Annotated in this window: 13 protein-coding genes; 9 read left to right on the forward strand and 4 right to left on the reverse strand. The window is 45.0% G+C overall.

The annotated features are described in order from the left end of the window. The first annotated feature begins 57 nt into the window (after positions 1-57). Entirely contained in the window at positions 58-2,925 is a 2,868-nt protein-coding gene (locus MHH86_RS11195) for a glycosyl hydrolase 115 family protein (RefSeq protein WP_342479727.1), read from the forward strand. A 47-nt stretch (positions 2,926-2,972) separates the two neighbouring features. Here the strand turns inward: MHH86_RS11195 and MHH86_RS11200 are convergent, their stop codons facing one another. After that, positions 2,973-3,752 (reverse strand): helix-turn-helix domain-containing protein, encoded by a 780-nt coding sequence (locus MHH86_RS11200; RefSeq protein WP_051491630.1) that lies wholly within the window; start codon positions 3,750-3,752, stop codon positions 2,973-2,975. Positions 3,753-3,881: 129 nt separating this feature from the next. Here MHH86_RS11200 and MHH86_RS11205 point away from each other — a divergent pair, with 129 nt between their 5' ends. Further along, on the forward strand, positions 3,882-4,178 hold the full coding sequence (locus MHH86_RS11205; protein ID WP_038569940.1) for a metalloregulator ArsR/SmtB family transcription factor: 297 nt from the start codon (positions 3,882-3,884) through the stop codon (positions 4,176-4,178). A gap of 127 nt (positions 4,179-4,305) precedes the next feature. Then, positions 4,306-5,328 carry an NADP-dependent oxidoreductase gene (locus MHH86_RS11210; protein ID WP_094902539.1) on the forward strand — a complete coding sequence of 341 codons (1,023 nt, stop codon included), beginning with the start codon at positions 4,306-4,308 and terminating at the stop codon, positions 5,326-5,328. Positions 5,329-5,399: 71 nt separating this feature from the next. Here MHH86_RS11210 and MHH86_RS11215 read toward each other — a convergent pair whose 3' ends face one another. Next, positions 5,400-6,209: a YheC/YheD family protein gene (locus MHH86_RS11215; RefSeq protein ID WP_339211780.1), complete on the reverse strand. Its 810-nt coding sequence runs from the start codon at positions 6,207-6,209 to the stop codon at positions 5,400-5,402. Positions 6,210-6,371: 162 nt separating this feature from the next. Here MHH86_RS11215 and MHH86_RS11220 point away from each other — a divergent pair, with 162 nt between their 5' ends. The 6 genes from MHH86_RS11220 to MHH86_RS11245 all read left to right on the forward strand — a co-directional run bounded on the left by MHH86_RS11220 (position 6,372) and on the right by MHH86_RS11245 (position 13,832). Next, entirely contained in the window at positions 6,372-6,914 is a 543-nt protein-coding gene (locus MHH86_RS11220) for a hypothetical protein (protein WP_342479728.1), read from the forward strand. A gap of 32 nt (positions 6,915-6,946) precedes the next feature. Further along, positions 6,947-8,581, forward strand: coding sequence for a 2,3-diaminopropionate biosynthesis protein SbnA (sbnA, locus tag MHH86_RS11225; protein WP_342479730.1), 1,635 nt, complete (start codon positions 6,947-6,949; stop codon positions 8,579-8,581). Positions 8,582-8,605: 24 nt separating this feature from the next. Further along, on the forward strand, positions 8,606-9,571 hold the full coding sequence (locus MHH86_RS11230) for a 2,3-diaminopropionate biosynthesis protein SbnB (RefSeq protein ID WP_340890071.1): 966 nt from the start codon (positions 8,606-8,608) through the stop codon (positions 9,569-9,571). A gap of 213 nt (positions 9,572-9,784) precedes the next feature. After that, entirely contained in the window at positions 9,785-11,746 is a 1,962-nt protein-coding gene (locus tag MHH86_RS11235; RefSeq protein WP_342479731.1) for a serine hydrolase domain-containing protein, read from the forward strand. A gap of 59 nt (positions 11,747-11,805) precedes the next feature. Next, positions 11,806-12,483, forward strand: a complete 678-nt coding sequence (locus tag MHH86_RS11240; protein WP_342479732.1) for a response regulator transcription factor — start codon at positions 11,806-11,808, stop codon at positions 12,481-12,483. Beyond that, the gene (locus MHH86_RS11245; protein ID WP_342479733.1) at positions 12,480-13,832 is read left to right on the forward strand and encodes a HAMP domain-containing sensor histidine kinase; all 1,353 of its coding nucleotides are present in this window, start codon (positions 12,480-12,482) and stop codon (positions 13,830-13,832) included. The genes MHH86_RS11240 and MHH86_RS11245 overlap by 4 nt, the downstream gene beginning before the upstream one ends. 2 nt (positions 13,833-13,834) lie before the next feature. Here MHH86_RS11245 and MHH86_RS11250 read toward each other — a convergent pair whose 3' ends face one another. After that, on the reverse strand, positions 13,835-14,470 hold the full coding sequence (locus MHH86_RS11250) for a TetR/AcrR family transcriptional regulator (protein WP_051491631.1): 636 nt from the start codon (positions 14,468-14,470) through the stop codon (positions 13,835-13,837). A 46-nt stretch (positions 14,471-14,516) separates the two neighbouring features. Beyond that, a complete protein-coding gene (locus MHH86_RS11255; protein WP_235219590.1) occupies positions 14,517-15,707 on the reverse strand; it encodes a pectinacetylesterase family protein in 1,191 nt (396 codons plus the stop codon). Positions 15,708-15,716 lie beyond the last annotated feature (9 nt).

Raw genomic sequence — 15,716 nt, forward strand, 5'->3', positions numbered from 1 at the left:
TTACTTATATAATGTGCCTAGTCATACGAAAATAGGATGCTTAAGGGGAGAATTATCATGCCTACGAAGGAATTGCACCTTGTGAAGCAGGGCAGTGCTGCCAAGATTTACGTAGACCCCATGGGGAAAGATTATGAGGGATTACGCCGGGTGGCACAGTCTTTTGCAGCAGATGTTAAACAGGTAACAGAGGTAGAGCCTGAGATATATACACAATTGAACGAATTGGATGGAACAGTCATAATCGCTGGGTCGATAGGGAGTAATGATTATATCGATGATTTAATCGCGGAGGGAACCGTTGATGTATCGGCCATCCAAGGTAAAAGAGAATGTTATAAAATTCAGGTGGTTGAACAACCCACAGCGGGAGTGGACAAGGCGCTCGTCATTGTAGGAAGTGATAAACGGGGGACGATTTACGGGTTGTATTCGATCTCCGAAAAGATTGGAGTTAGTCCTTGGGTGTACTGGGCGGATATTGTGCCGGAGAAGAAGCCGGCATTGTCCATTCCTGATAACCAGCTTCATGTGATCTCCAAGGAGCCTTCGGTTAAATATAGAGGTATTTTTTTGAATGACGACTGGCCGTCTTTAGGTTCTTGGGTAACTCAAAGATTTGGTGACTTTAATGAAGATTTCTATGACAAGGTATTTGAACTCATTCTTCGCTTGAAGGGGAATTATTTATGGCCGGCGATGTGGAGCGCCGAATTCAGCCTGAATGGTAAAAGCAGCCCGATTGCCAACGCCAAGCATGCACAAGAATACGGAATTATTATGGGGACCTCCCATCATGAACCCTTATTCCGGGCAGGCAGTGAATGGCAGAAGGTATACAGCCAATACGGAACAAGTAACCTATGGGATTTCGCCCGTAATAAACAGGCGATTACAGATTTCTGGGAAGACGGAATCAAGCGCAATCAGGCCTTTGATAACTTGATTACCCTAGGCATGCGGGGGGAAAGTGACTCTGCGCTGGAGGGCTCCGACCAGGAGAATATTGATCTGCTGAAGGATATTATACTTACGCAAAAAGAACTATTGAAGAAATACAATCTTGAACATGCACCGCAAATTTTGGCCGTTTATAAGGAAGTTGAGAAGTACTGGTATGGCACTGCCGGGGTGGAAGGGTTGAAGGACTGGGATGTTCTGAATGACGTTACGATCCTGCTTGCTGACGATAACTTTGGCAATCTCCGCAAAATCCCGACGAAAAACGAACGTAACCGCAGCGCAGGATGGGGGATGTATTATCATTTTGACTATCATGGTGGTCCGCATTCCTATGAATGGTTAAATACGACCCCGCTTGAAAAAGTCTGGGAGCAAATGTGTATGGCATTCGACTATGGCATCCGTGATGTATGGATTGTGAACGTCGGAGATTTGAAGCCTATGGAATTGCCCATTTCCTACTTTCTGGATTTGGCCTACGATTTTGAGGCTTGGGGGACAGGTGCAATCAATCGGATTGTGGAATACACCAACCGTTGGGTAGAGCAGCAATTCGGATATGCGCTGGAACAAGAGACATGTCTGGGAATCGCACAATTGTTAGGTGATTATACCCGGATGAACGGTCGGCGCAAGCCTGAAATTATTTATCCGTCCACCTTCAGTCCTATCCATTACAATGAGGCGCACAGAGTTCTGGAGCAAGCGGTGATGATCGAGAAGGCTGCCGGCAAATACGATGAGCTAATCCCGGAACAACTAAAGGATGCTTACTTCCAGCTCGTATATTTCCCTGCTGTTGCCTCGGCCAATGTGGTCAAAATGCAAATTTATGCAGGACTGAACCATCTATACGCTAAACGAAATAGTATGTTGGCAAATACTTACGCTGCTCTGACCTGCGAAACCATCGAAAGGGATAAGCATCTGGAGCTGGTTTATAATAGCGGAATTTCGGATGGGAAATGGCAGGGAATGATGAGTTCCCCTCATGTTGGGTATATACATTGGAATGCAGAAGGGTGGAACTATCCGGATGTAAACACCCAAACTCCCGCCAAAGGTTCTTTAATGATTGTCGATGTGGAAGGAACGGAACAAGCGTATGTTTCCGGCACAGTTGAACTTCCGGTAATTACAAATCTTCAAAAAGAAAATTATCGCATAACAATCAGTAACGGTGGAGAAGCGGGTTTTGAATATCAGGTGCGGAGCAGCGTGGATTGGATCAAGCTTGAGAAAATACGCGGCTGGATTGAGGCAGGGGAGACGCTTCAGGTTTCCGTAGATTGGGAGAAGGTCAAAGAAGCATCGACGGGCGAAATTACGATCTCCGGTGCCGGGAATATAGTTAAGGTGAAGGCAGCCGTGGATTGGATAGACATTCCGGATGTGCCACCGATGACTTTCATCGAGACCCATAATATTGTGTCCATTAAAGCGGAGCATACCATAACTCGTGTTTCGAAATCAGGGGTGGTATGGAAGACCATTGACAGCTATGGACGTTCTTTATCCTCGGTTAAAATGTATCCGGATGCTGTATCTTTTGAACAACCGGAGGATGCACCTTATCTGGAATATCGGATTATAGTGCAGCAGGACACTGATTATAGCTTAACCGCGTATATTGCGCCGACAAACAATCTGTCACAAACTAGTGGGTTGAAATATGCGATAGGTTTCGATGATCAGGCACCCGTGATTAAGGATGCTTTACCAACGAACTTTGAAGGCGGTAATCATGATAATGAACCGTGGTGCCGCGCGGTTATGGACAATATTCATGCTGTGACCACCAGCCATGCTTTAACAAAGGGTCTTCATACCCTCCGCTTTTACGGATTGGATGCGGGTCTGGTTCTGCAAAAGCTTGTATTGTCCGCTGCCCAGCTTCCTTATTCCTATTTAGGGCCGGAGGAGAGCTTTTATACTAGCGGGACGGCGTCCATTCTTAGTTAGGTTGAATTAAAAGGGCGAACAACTGGGTTGTTGCTTCGAATCCTCCGTTATTTCAGGGCAGATGACGGAGGATAACCCTTTATATTTTTGAAAACGTTGCTGAAGTAGGCGACATCTTGATAACCACAGTGCGCTGCCACTTCGGACACATTAAAACCACCTGCCGATAGAATCATCTCAGCATTGTTCACCCGCACCTTGTTTATAAATTCTTTATAGGTGGAGCCAGTGTTCTGCTTAAATAGCTTACCAAGATATACGGGATTTAGGGCAACCAAATCTGCCAGCTCCTTGATCGTAACTTCCTCCGAATAATGATCCATAATATAGGTCATCACTTTTTGGATTCTTAGATCTATCAGAGGTGTTTCTTGATGGTGGGCGATACTTAATAAGCGGTACACTATCAGTTGAAAGATGGCCCGGGCCTTCATTTTGTAGAAAGGTTGTTTGCCCATCCAGACATGTGAGAATTCTTTAATATCCTCTAGAATCTCTTTAGTTCTCCAATTCCTAGTTACAGTCTCAAAAGGGAGCTGCACATGATTGTCCTCCCCCTCCCAGAAGAAATTAAACGCAAAGGAACGCATTGGTGCCTCCTTAAAGGTCTGAGCTTCCCGAATGCTGCCAGAAGGGGCATAGAGCATATCTCCGGCTTCAACCGTGAATTTCTCTCCATTAATAAAATAGTCAGACTTCCCTTCTACGATGAAGGTAAGATCATGGAAATCGATTTTACTCCTCGTAATCTCCCAATCCGGGAAGGATCGGCGATCAACAAACAAAAAAACACGGGGAACAAGATTTTCATATTTGGTAATGTCCATTTCTACCACCCCTCCTTCCTAATAAATAGAGCCGCGCTAATGCCGATTGGTATATTATACAAAAATGAAACCGATTAAGAAATGGGATTGTAAATTGACTTTGCGCAATCAGAAGAATAAAATAGTTTTATGACTATCGAACAATATTCCTTAAAAGATGATGAAAAGCGAGTGAAGATTTTTAAAGCATTAGCAGAAGTGAAACGAATTGAAATGATTCGTTATCTTCATCTCCATAAGGAGAACAATACATGTGGGTCCATTGGTGAATCTATGGGAATGGACAAATCTAATGTGTCGTACCATCTGAAGATTTTGTATGAAGCTGATTTAGTAAGTGTCACACGTATGGGGCAGAATAAGATTAGCCAGCTTCGAGAGGATACGTTTAGCGAATTATTACCGGGTTTCTTGGACAGTTTATAATATGTCCGGAAACCTATAATTTTTTCTTGATAGTTTGATAGTTTTATAACTATTTGATAATCATGTACAGGGTTTGGTTAATAGTTATAGGTAGCAGCAAAAATAAATATTAATGGAGTAGTGATCTATGAATCAGTTGAAAAATAAACAGGTCCTGTTAATTTCACGTCCTGTAGGCATGCCAACCCAGCAAAATTTCGAGTTCAAAGATATTCCTGTAGTTGAAGCAAAAGAAGGACAAGTTGTTGTACGTACGTTGTATTTGTCAGTGGATCCTTATATGCGCGGAAGAATGAATGATGCTAAATCGTATGTTCCTCCGTATCAGCTTAATGAAGTCATCGCTGGAGGACTTGTGGGAGAGATCGTAGACTCCAAATCGGAGCTATTCAAAGCTGGAGATAAAGTCATCGGTATGCTGGGCTGGCAGTTATATAATACTGTAGATGCTAAAGCAGTAACCAAAATCGATGATTCGATTGCACCTGTATCGGCTTACTTAAGTGTTCTTGGTTTGACAGGGCTCACTGCATATTTCGGTTTACTTGATATCGGTCAGCCGAAAGAAGGAGAGACTGTCGTAGTGTCTGGGGCAGCGGGTTCAGTGGGGATGTTTGTTGGACAGATTGCCAAAATCAAAGGCGCTCGTGTCGTTGGGATCGCAGGTAGCGATGACAAATGCGACTTTTTAAAAAAAGAACTTGGCTTTGATGCAACCATTAATTATAAAACAACGGAAAATTTAGGCCAGGCTTTGGAAGAAGCATGTCCAAATGGTGTTGATGTTTATTTTGACAACGTGGGTGGAGCGATTTCAGATGCTGTGATGAGCTTGCTTAATGATTATGCACGTATTCCACTATGTGGCGCTATTTCTTCCTATAATAGTACAGACGGAGATATGGGTCCACGTATTCAGAGCAGATTGATCAAAACCCGCTCCCTTATCAAAGGATTTGTTCTTAGTGATTACGCAGCCCGCCAGTCAGAAGGCCTTCAAGAGCTTGGAAAATGGCTAACAGAAGGTAAATTAAAATATGAAGAAACAGTTGTTGAAGGATTCGACAATGTGGTGGAAGCATTCCTGCAATTGTTCCAAGGTGCGAACCTAGGGAAGATGCTTGTTAAGGTGAGCGACTCCGAATTCTAAAACAACACAAACAGCCCTGGTAGAGACTTCTATATATCAGGGTTGTTTGTATTATCACCAATCTAATTTGTTCAGACCATACCCTGTTTGGACTTCATGCATTTAAGATTGTATGTGCGGCCATAGGCTTTCGCATATTTGACGATTCGCTCAATCATGCTGGTGTCATTCAGTTTGGTAAACGGGCACGGATCGGGGGCCGTATTTACTTCCAAGATCCATGGTTTAAGGCGTCGATCCAAGGCAATATCCACACCGATTTCCTGCAGGTCGGGATAGGCTGTGCTTAGCTGTCTGGCGGAGTTCACTCCAATTTGTTTCATGGACCGGATCAACGTGCTACTATTCTCTACGTTTGTGTAGAATTCTAATAATGCCTCTACCGGATAAATCGTTCCCCCTTGGCTCCCATTCGTAACCACTTTGCGAGGATGAGCAACGCGACCCGCAATGCCTGTAGCTTCCCACCCACCCTTAAGATTTCTTTGCACCATTACCCGGATATCAAATGGCCTTCCTTCATAAACCAAAAGCCAAATCCCCTTTTGCACCAAATAGGATTTTCCTTGGGTCTCGCTAAAGATTGCCCGATAAGCCATCTCGTAATCAGAAAATGTATGTTTATGCGTACCGGATTGATAGCTGTAGGCTGGTCGTTTTTTGGCGGAATGATCTTGTGATCTTTCAATCCGGATTACACCCTGTCCCAAAGATCCACAGCAGGGCTTAATGTACACCATTCTATGTTTTTGCAACATCTCATAGAGTACGTTTTTATTCATTTTTTTCGTTACCGGGATATACTTCCTTAGCTCTTGTTTTCTAAGCAGTACCCTTGTTTTCGTCAGCTTATTGGATATCCGCCGTATTGGCTCCTTCATTTTGTTCCTCCGTTCTATATATCTATAGGCTATATTACGGGAATACGCAGTTTTTGCTTGGGCAACCACAGAATAATAGAACACATGCAAAGAATTCTACATATGAATATTGGAGGCATTTATTAAACTTGGGCTGCAGCATGCGGTCAACGGGAGGCGGCTATGATGCTGCTCGGTAAATTGCAGAATAAGGTGCAAGAAGTAATGGACGAATACCCTTGGTACAAGGGGCTGGTCGATGGGGAGAAAACGAATTATAACTTGCAGAACTTACCTCTTATGTCTTCGAAAACACTTGAAACCTTCTATTATAACCAACCCATCGATCCTTCTTGGACTGTTTATAGGACGTCTGGTACAAGCTCAGGCCGTAGAAAAGCAATCCTCTACTCTGAGGAAGATGACAAATACTATGTGGATATTAAAACGAAGCTATTCGGCGAGCTTATTGCGGGAAGCGGATGTAACAGAGCGTTGGCGGATATGGGCACTGGACATGCAGCAAATACTGCGCTAACCATTTTTGAAAGGTTAGGATTGGAAAAAAGTTCAATCCCCTTTGAACTGCCAATCGAACAGCATATTGAACAGCTTAAAGCTTTTAAACCTGACTTGCTCTATACGATGCCGTCCATCCTCTTGACCATATCGTATATGCTGCCGGAAACCCGCGTGAATTCGGAATTCGCAAGATTATTTTGGTAGGGGAAATTGCTCCGCCTGAGTGGCAGCGGAACATGGCTGGCATGTTCGGTATTGAGCCTAGAGACATCATCGATACTTACGGCTCCATTGAAATCGGTACGATCGCTTATTACTCCCATGATCATGGCAGGTACATTTTTGCCGACGGAATTTTTGCGGAAGGAATCGGGGTTCATGAGTTAGACGAAGAAGTAAGGCCACTTCGGAACAATGAAAGTATTCTGGTGCTTACCTCAACTGTCCGCAGGATGCTGCCAGCCCTTCGTTTTGTTACTTATGACGTCGTAAGGGATTTTAGGCCTGTGATGATAGACGGGGTTGAACAACAAAGCTTTGAGTCCATTGTAAAAAGAGTGGGTCAGGAACTGAAGCACGGTGAGAAAATCAGCCTGTACGATATCGAGCAGGTCGTATACCGTCATATTGAAGATGCGATCATTCGGGTCAAAGTAAAAAACAATGCGCTCTCTATTTATATCAAGAGTAAATCTGTGAAGCACTCTATTATTCCGGTAATCAAAGAGGAAATCAGGGAGTGTATTCCGGAAATCGGGATGATGATTCGCAACCATCTGCTTGATGATATTGAGATCATTATAGTAGCTAAAGGGGAGCCGCTGGCCAGCGGGCAGGTCAAGAACAAGAAGTTATATTATCAGAAGGACAAAGCTAAGGTGGACATAAATATCCAAGACGGTATCTTATCGACTATCGGAAAAACACCATTAATCAAGCTGGATAATCTGTTCCAGAACAGTGAGTTCGAAGTCTACGCAAAAATGGAACTGCTAAATCCGGGAGGAAGTGCGAAAGACCGTCCAGCTCTGCGGATGATCCATGAGGCATGGAAGGAAGGGAAAATCGGGCCGGGAACTACTATTATTGAGTCGAGTTCGGGAAATATGGCGATTAGCTTGGCGATGATTTGCCAATATTTAGGGCTGCGGTTTATTAGTGTGGTTGATCCAAGAACTACCACAACAAATCTGCAGATTCTGAAAGCATTAACTGCGAAAATTGACTTTGTTAGCGAACCCGATCCCGAGACCGGTGAATATCTGCCTGCTAGACTGAATCGAGTGCAGCGACTCTTGGAGGAAATACCGGGCAGCTACTGGCCGAATCAATATGCAAACGCAAATAACTATTTGTCCCACTACCATACGACCATGAAAGAAATCGTGACTGAGCTTGGCGAAGTGGATTATTTGTTTTGCAGCGTAAGTACATGCGGCACGATTCGTGGCCTCGCGGAATATGTAAGGGATCATGGTCTGAAGACTAGGATTGTTGCCGTCGATGCGGAGGGAAGTAGTATTTTTGGTGGCAACAAAGAGAAACGGCGGTTCCCGGGACTGGGTGCAGGCATCGTACCCCCTTTCTGCAGAACGGATTTAATCGACCGTATTGTGCATGTCTCAGACTTGGATATCGTAAAAGGATGCCGAGCACTCGCCCAGAATGAATCGATTCTGGCCGGTGCATCCTCGGGGGCTAACCTTGCCGCTGTTAGGCGTATGGAGCAAGAAATGGCTCCAGGATCTGTCTGTGCGGTGATTCTGCATGACAAAGGGGAGCGTTACCTCGATACAGTATACTCTGACCCATGGATTCAGAATGAATTTGGGCAGGAATTCTCGCCTGACGGTGGAGATGTTCTTGCTTAACGAACGGAAAAAGGAGGTTGTGGAATGCTGTATTTAAACGATCGGGACATCCGGGAGGTGGGGCTTGATTGGCCTTCTCTCGTGGAATCGATAGAAACTACGGTGCGCATACTTGATTCTGGAGATTACGCGCAGCCCGTAAAACCTTACCTAAGGTATAAGAATCCTCAAAATCGTATTATTGCAATGCCCGCATACGTAGGGGGGAACGTGAACGCAGCAGGGATCAAATGGATTTCCAGCTTCCCGGATAATATCCAGGCTGGTCTTCCCCGCGCGCATAGCATCATTGTCTTGAATGATCCCATTACGGGCGAGCCTATATCCGTCCTAAGCTCTCCGCTCCCCAGCATCGTAAGGACAGCTTCCATCAGTGGACTGATGATTGGTCACTTTTTGCAGGCTCGTTCACTTGAACGGATTCATCTTGGCATTATCGGCTGGGGACCAATCGGGCAATATCATTTTCAAATGGTTATGGCATTGTACGGAGATCGAGTTGAACGTATCCGCATCTTTGATATAAGGGAAGTAGATTTGTCAGACATCTCATCTATATATAAGGATAGGATAGAAGTGGAGGAGACGTGGGCGGGCGTTTATCGAAAGTCCAATATCTTTATCACCTGTACCGTATCCAATCATAGATATATTGATATACTTCCGGTGGAAGGTAGTCTTCTACTGAATATTTCACTGCGTGATTATAAGCCTGAGGCATTAGCTTCGGTGAAGGCCATAATCGTCGACGACTGGGATGAGGTGTGCCGCGAGAATACTGACATACAGCAGCTCCATCTGAAACATGGGTTAACTCGTGCCGATACCCGAATGATTACCGATGTCGTCTCGCGCCATTGCCTGAATGAACTCAGAGCAGATGAGCCGATTTTCTTTTGTCCGATGGGGATGGCGGTTTTTGATATCGCAACAGCGGTATACTTCGTGAAAAAGGCGAGAGAAAAAGGGATCGGGACTGAGCTACAGTAAGGTGGTAGGCATACGTTCGCTATGGGATTTTTTATAGGTTTTTGTGATGTAACTAGACTATGATCCGTCACTTTTAAGGGTGGATTGCTGTCTAGTTTTTTTATTGTCTTGTTAACGTTCCATTCATAATACTCTGATAATCTCTATAAGTGTTAGGCGGATGATCATCCACCCCAATAAATGATGACTCGGAGGATAATAATGTTAACACCTATGAAAAAAAGGCTGATCGCTGGTCTGACTCTATTGGCTATAATTAGTGCCGGCTTAGGCGCAAGCTTGGTATTTCCCGGGAAACAGGCCTCGGCTGAGACCAAAATGGGTCAAACCGCGCTACCGGCAGCTCAAATTGAAGCATCTGCCAAGCTCGATGATACCGCAGGACTGACTAGCTTCGTTGATGGAATTATGGAAAAAGATATGAACCGGCTGCAAATTCCGGGAGCGGTTATCTCCATTGTAAAAGACGGCAAGATTATTTTAGCCAAAGGTTATGGCAGTTCCAATCTGGAAGAAGCGGCACCGGTTGATCCGACAACCAGCATGTTTCGAATCGCTTCAACAACAAAGCTGTTCACCTGGACAGCGGTGATGCAACTGGTCGAACAAGGCAAGATAGATCTGGACACTGATATTAACACCTACCTGAAATCAGTGAAGATCCCTGCTACTTATCCTGAGCCGATCACGATGCGCCATTTGATGACACATACAGCGGGGTTTGAAGAGGGTGGAGTGGGTTATCAAATCACTACCGACCCTGCCAAATTGCCGGGATCAATCTCGGAAACACTCAATGAACATATGCTGGCACGGGTAAGACCTCCCGGAGAGATGAGTTCTTATTCGAACTTCGGGGCTACACTCGCGGGTCTGATTGTGGAGGAAGTCAGCGGTGTTCCTTACAATGACTATATACAAAAGTATATTTTCGATCCGCTCGACATGAAATATTCGACTGTGGTAGAGCCTTTGCCGGAGTCATTCATACCCAATCAAGTTGTAGGGTACACGAGTGAGAACGGCAGCTTTATTCCTGGCACACCTACCTTCGAGGGCGGCTTTCGTCCTGCCGGCTCGGGTACAGTATCAGCAGTAGATATGGCGCACTTTATGATTGCCCATCTGCAGAACGGGAAATATGGTGACCAGCAGATTCTTAGAACGGAGACCGCAGAACTAATGCATTCAACGGCGTACCAATTCGATAAACGTCTGCCGGGAGTAGATCTGGGGTTCTCTGAGAAACGCATCAATGGTCTTAGACTAATTACTCATGGTGGTTCCGACCCCATGTTTAATACCGAGTTTTATCTTGTGCCTGCCAAGCATATAGGTATCTTTGTTTCCTATAACGGCGGTCAGGGCGGTGATTCCGCGGCAGGCCTAGTCCATGCCTTTTTTGAGTGCTATTATCCCGATCCTGAAGCGAAGCGGCCTGAATTCTCCACTTCTGCGGAATCTGTTCAGAAGTATGTGGGAACCTATCAATTCACACGCCGTAACCACAGTGATATTGATAAATTTTTCAATTTTTTTGCCCAGCTAAATGTTAAGGTAGAGGATAATAAGCTATCTTTGGGAAGGGGTAGTGAACAACAGCTGTACAGAGAAATCGGTCCGAATCTGTTCCAGCTCGAGGGAGGTACCGAACAAATCGGCTTCCGCACAAATGATTCCGGTAAGGTTACACATATGCTCTTAGGTATGGCACCGGAAATGCCGCTGGAGCGTACGCCACTCTTGAATCAGAATAAGTTTTGGCTTATTTTACTTGGCAGCTCGGGGTTGATTTTCATCACTGCATTGCTTGGACTAATCTTCTCCAGACGCAAGATCAAGGCGATGACGCCTCCGGAAAAGTGGGCCATCCGCTTATCTGCGGGAACTGCTGGGTGGGCGCTGCTATCTTTCTTCACGATATTTATGGTGGTTATGTCCATGGACACGATGCAGAAGTTCAGCGGTATCAGTCTTTTGCTTTCTCTCAGTTTAGTTATGCCAATCCTTTTGGTTGGACTGACTTTAGCTTTGCTAATCTCGGCTATACTGGTTTGGAAAAATAAATACTGGACAGCTTTCAAGCGTGTGCATTATACACTAGTGGCACTTTCGGCTGTAGTGATGACTCTGTTTTTCTACTATTGGAACCTGTTGGGTTGGCAGTTCGGATAACTTCGTTTCTTGTCAAGAATATATCATATATAATGTAAGCTTAAGAGAGGAGGCAAATCGTGGCTACTATACTTATCGCTGATGATGATGATAACATCCGAAAGCTAATGTCTTTGTTTTTGCGAAAAGAAGGTTTTTGCCTCAAAGAAGCCAGGGATGGTACCAAAGCGCTGTCCATTATAGAGAACTCGCGAGTCGATCTCGTCATCCTAGATATTATGATGCCAGGATTGGATGGTTGGGATCTGTGCAGAGAAATCAGGCGCTCTGATGCCAACATTCCCCTCCTCATGGTGACGGCTAAAGGAGAATCTGCACATAAAGTGAAAGGTTTTCAACTCGGCACGGATGACTATCTGACCAAACCGTTTGATCCGCTTGAACTGGTGATGCGAGTAAAAGCTTTGCTTAAACGCTCGCTGGTCGTTTCTTCCCAGTCTGTGCAGTTGGGCAATGTGGTGCTTAACCGCCGCACTTTCCAGGTTAAGCGTGATGAAGAACCGGTAACGATTCCTTTGAAGGAATTTGAGCTACTGTTTCTGCTGGCTAGTCACCCTAGGCAAATCTTCACAAGAGAACAGTTGATTTCTCAAATCTGGGGATTGAACTATGAAGGAGACGGCCGGACTGTAGATGTGCATATAAGCCGGTTGAGGGAGAAATTCTGCGGTAACGACGAGCAATTTCAAATCGAAACGGCCCGCGGCCTAGGATACCGGCTGATCCCTGCGCTATGATCAAGGCATTGTATGTACGCGTCGTTCTCACGTTTCTAGGCATCATCATCTTTAGTCTGATCTGTTCCTTTTTCATTGGTTTGTATGTCTTTCAGAAACAAATAAGTTACGAGGGACAGAATGAAATGATCACAGTGGGGAAGGAGATCATTCACCGTTATGATGACGCCAAGCCTGAGGATACAGACGAGTTCTTGAATAGTATGGTTAAGGTATCTGCATACCCTATCCACCTGTATAATCATTCCGGGGAATATACCTTCTATGGGCTTAAGGGTAGTCCGGCCGTCACTATCACCCCCGATGCTGTGAAACAAGTGCTGCAAGGAAAACTCTATCGTTCCTCTGCGAAAGATAAGGATACCTTTATCGGGATGCCCTTTATGTTTAACGGGGAGTGGCAAGCAATGTTCTTGCAGTATTCTGCCGAGAACGAAAATATCGTCAATCGGATGCTGCTCTTTGTGCTTTTACTCGTGCTTTTACTGGGTAGTCTATGCATTCTTATTGCCGCCAGATATTTGGTGGAGCCGATCAAAGCTTTGACGAATGCGACAAGAAGGCTAGCCAAGGGTGATTTCGAGGTAGCGCTTAAAGTAAACCGAGTAGACGAAATAGGGGAACTGACACAAAGCTATGTGGAGATGGCAGGGGAGTTGAAGCAGTTAGAACAGATGAGGCAGGATTTCGTATCCAACGTGTCTCATGAAATTCAGACACCGCTTACGTCTATTTCCGGCTTTGCTAAGGCATTGCAGAACAATGATCTAATCATGGAAGAGGAACGTTCTGAATATCTTGATATCATCATTGCTGAGAGTGAGCGTCTGTCGAGGTTAAGTGATAATTTGCTGAAGCTCGCTTCCCTGGATTCTGAACATCATCCTTTTAACGCAGATTCCTTCAATCTTGACGAGCAGATTAGAACCATCGTTGTGACCTGTGAGCCACAATGGTCAGCCAAAGGCATCGTTATCGATCTTGAGCTGCCGGAAGCTGTCAAAATTAAGGGTGATGAAGATCAGCTGAAGCAAGTATGGATGAATTTGCTTAGCAACAGCATCAAGTTCACACCGGAAGGCGGGAACATCCGCATCAGTATAGATGACAGTGCAGCAGATGTATCGGTCACCGTCAGTGATAACGGGATCGGGATTTCCCCGGAAGAGTTCAACACCGTATTCCAAAGATTTTATAAAATAGACAAGTCACGGAATGGAAACAACAATGGCAATGGCTTGGGACTTGCAATCGTTAAAAAAATTGTCTCCCTGCATCAGGGAAACATAGAAGTGGACGGTGCGGTTGGAGCGGGAACGACGATTATCGTCAGTTTGCCCCATAAGTGAAATTAAGGGTTTGTCTCATTCTTGGATTGCCGTACGCCAAACATAATGAAATCCTTGAATTGCCGGTCCATAACCCGATCTTCCTCCGTAACCACACCCCCCCGCTGATGAGTAATAATGACGGCTTTTTGTAAATACATGAAATACAGGTGGGTGGACTTGTGCAGAATGTCCAGCCACTTATTTTTTTCCTCCGGAGCGACTGAAATTGTCTCAAGGAGAATTAACCGTGAATACCAGCCTTCCATAGCCTGCTTAAAGTCAGGAAGTTCCGCGGGATTTTTGGAAAGCGTGCTGTAGTAAACTCCAAAAATGGCATCATAGTAGATCAGGGCTTCCTGATGATCTCTTAACGCCAGATATTTATCGAGAATGTTCTCCAATGACTGTACAGGGTGTTCAAAATCAAAATCAAACAGCAGCTGTCCAAACATCCGCTCCAGATTAAGGGCATAGATTTGAGCGGCTAACTCTTCCTTGTCCTTATAATGATGATACAAAGTACGCCGGGAGATGCCGGCTTGTTCCGCAATCTGTGCCATATCCGTGCGCTCAATACCTTGGGCACAGAATAAGCTAAGCGCTGTATCCTTAATGATCTCCCTTGTCATTTGCATTTGCTTTTCCCGCAAATTCATTGATTTTCTCTCCTGTCTTGTTGCAACTCTTCCGCTGCTTCTAGCACTATTTCTGAGCTGGCTTCGAATTCATGAGGAATTTGCTGCCCACTGAATAGGGGGTCTGCCGGTTGATCGCATCACCTAACCAATTCAGAAGCTTCACACCATCCTGTTCAGCCTGAAAGAAGGTCTCTCTGGTGGCAAAAGTGTGCGGAGTTGTACCCGTCTTTGCGTTCAGTCCATAGTCGGTGAGATAGTAATAATAATTAGGTAAAGTGGCTGCCAAAGAAGAAACAGATTGCCGCATTTCCTGTGACCACTCATTAATGATGCTTTGATCTCTTGGCCCCTTGTAATCGTTGATGTTGTTCAGAAAGTGGATCAGAATCTCGTCAAATACCGAGTAGGATTGCAATATTATCGCATTCGCAGGAAGTAGATGGCCGTTCGCTTTAAAAGCTGCCCCGATGATATCCGCTTCAGGGGCATATCCGAAGTTCTTCACGAAGTCTGCCTGCCATTCCTGCTTCACAACATTTGGCCACTTGTCTGATTTCAAGAAGGAACTGTCCGAATATTGGAAGATCTCGGAGTCCTTGTAGTGAGAGGCGATCTCGGGAGCCCAAAAAGCGGACCCAAAGCCACCAGCACTTTCGCCAGCAATCAGTAGTTTGCCGGGTTTATCCACGTTGGCATATATCCAATCGAGGCTGCTTCGCACATTATTGCTGCCGTTATAACGCATAGTAAAGGGGCTGCCGTCATCTTTTTTATATTCAACTGTGCGGTTGCCGATATGGAAGTCACCGGTCGAATAGGGAAGGTAGACCACATTCCAGCCATGAAATGGATTGGCAGGGTTATCCGTATCCATCATGCCTCTCAGCAATGTAAGCATATAGAAGGGGATGTTGGGGAAATAGTTGCCTGTATCTCCACCTTTAATAAAGTTCATAAGCTTGATGGGGTGTGCGGCACTTTGGGCATCCCAGCTGGCCCCGCCCCCGGAAAAGAAGATGATCCAGTTATTATTTTCACCCTTTTTATTCCACAAAAAATACTCTGATCCATCACTTGATATGACATTTCCGTCTAGCGTGACTTTATTCCACTTGTAAGGCTTCACTTCCGCGATTACGGGGGTGGTAGTCGCCGGTCTTTTGATTACAAAAGCGCTGATTACAAACATGGCAATCAAAACAAGGCTGAATAACCCAATACCTGTGAATATTGTGATTTTCCTCATTTTTCTCATATCCATCTC

The organism is Paenibacillus sp. FSL F4-0097, from assembly GCF_038593125.1.
Classification (GTDB): Bacteria; Bacillota; Bacilli; order Paenibacillales; family Paenibacillaceae; genus Paenibacillus_AQ; species Paenibacillus_AQ odorifer.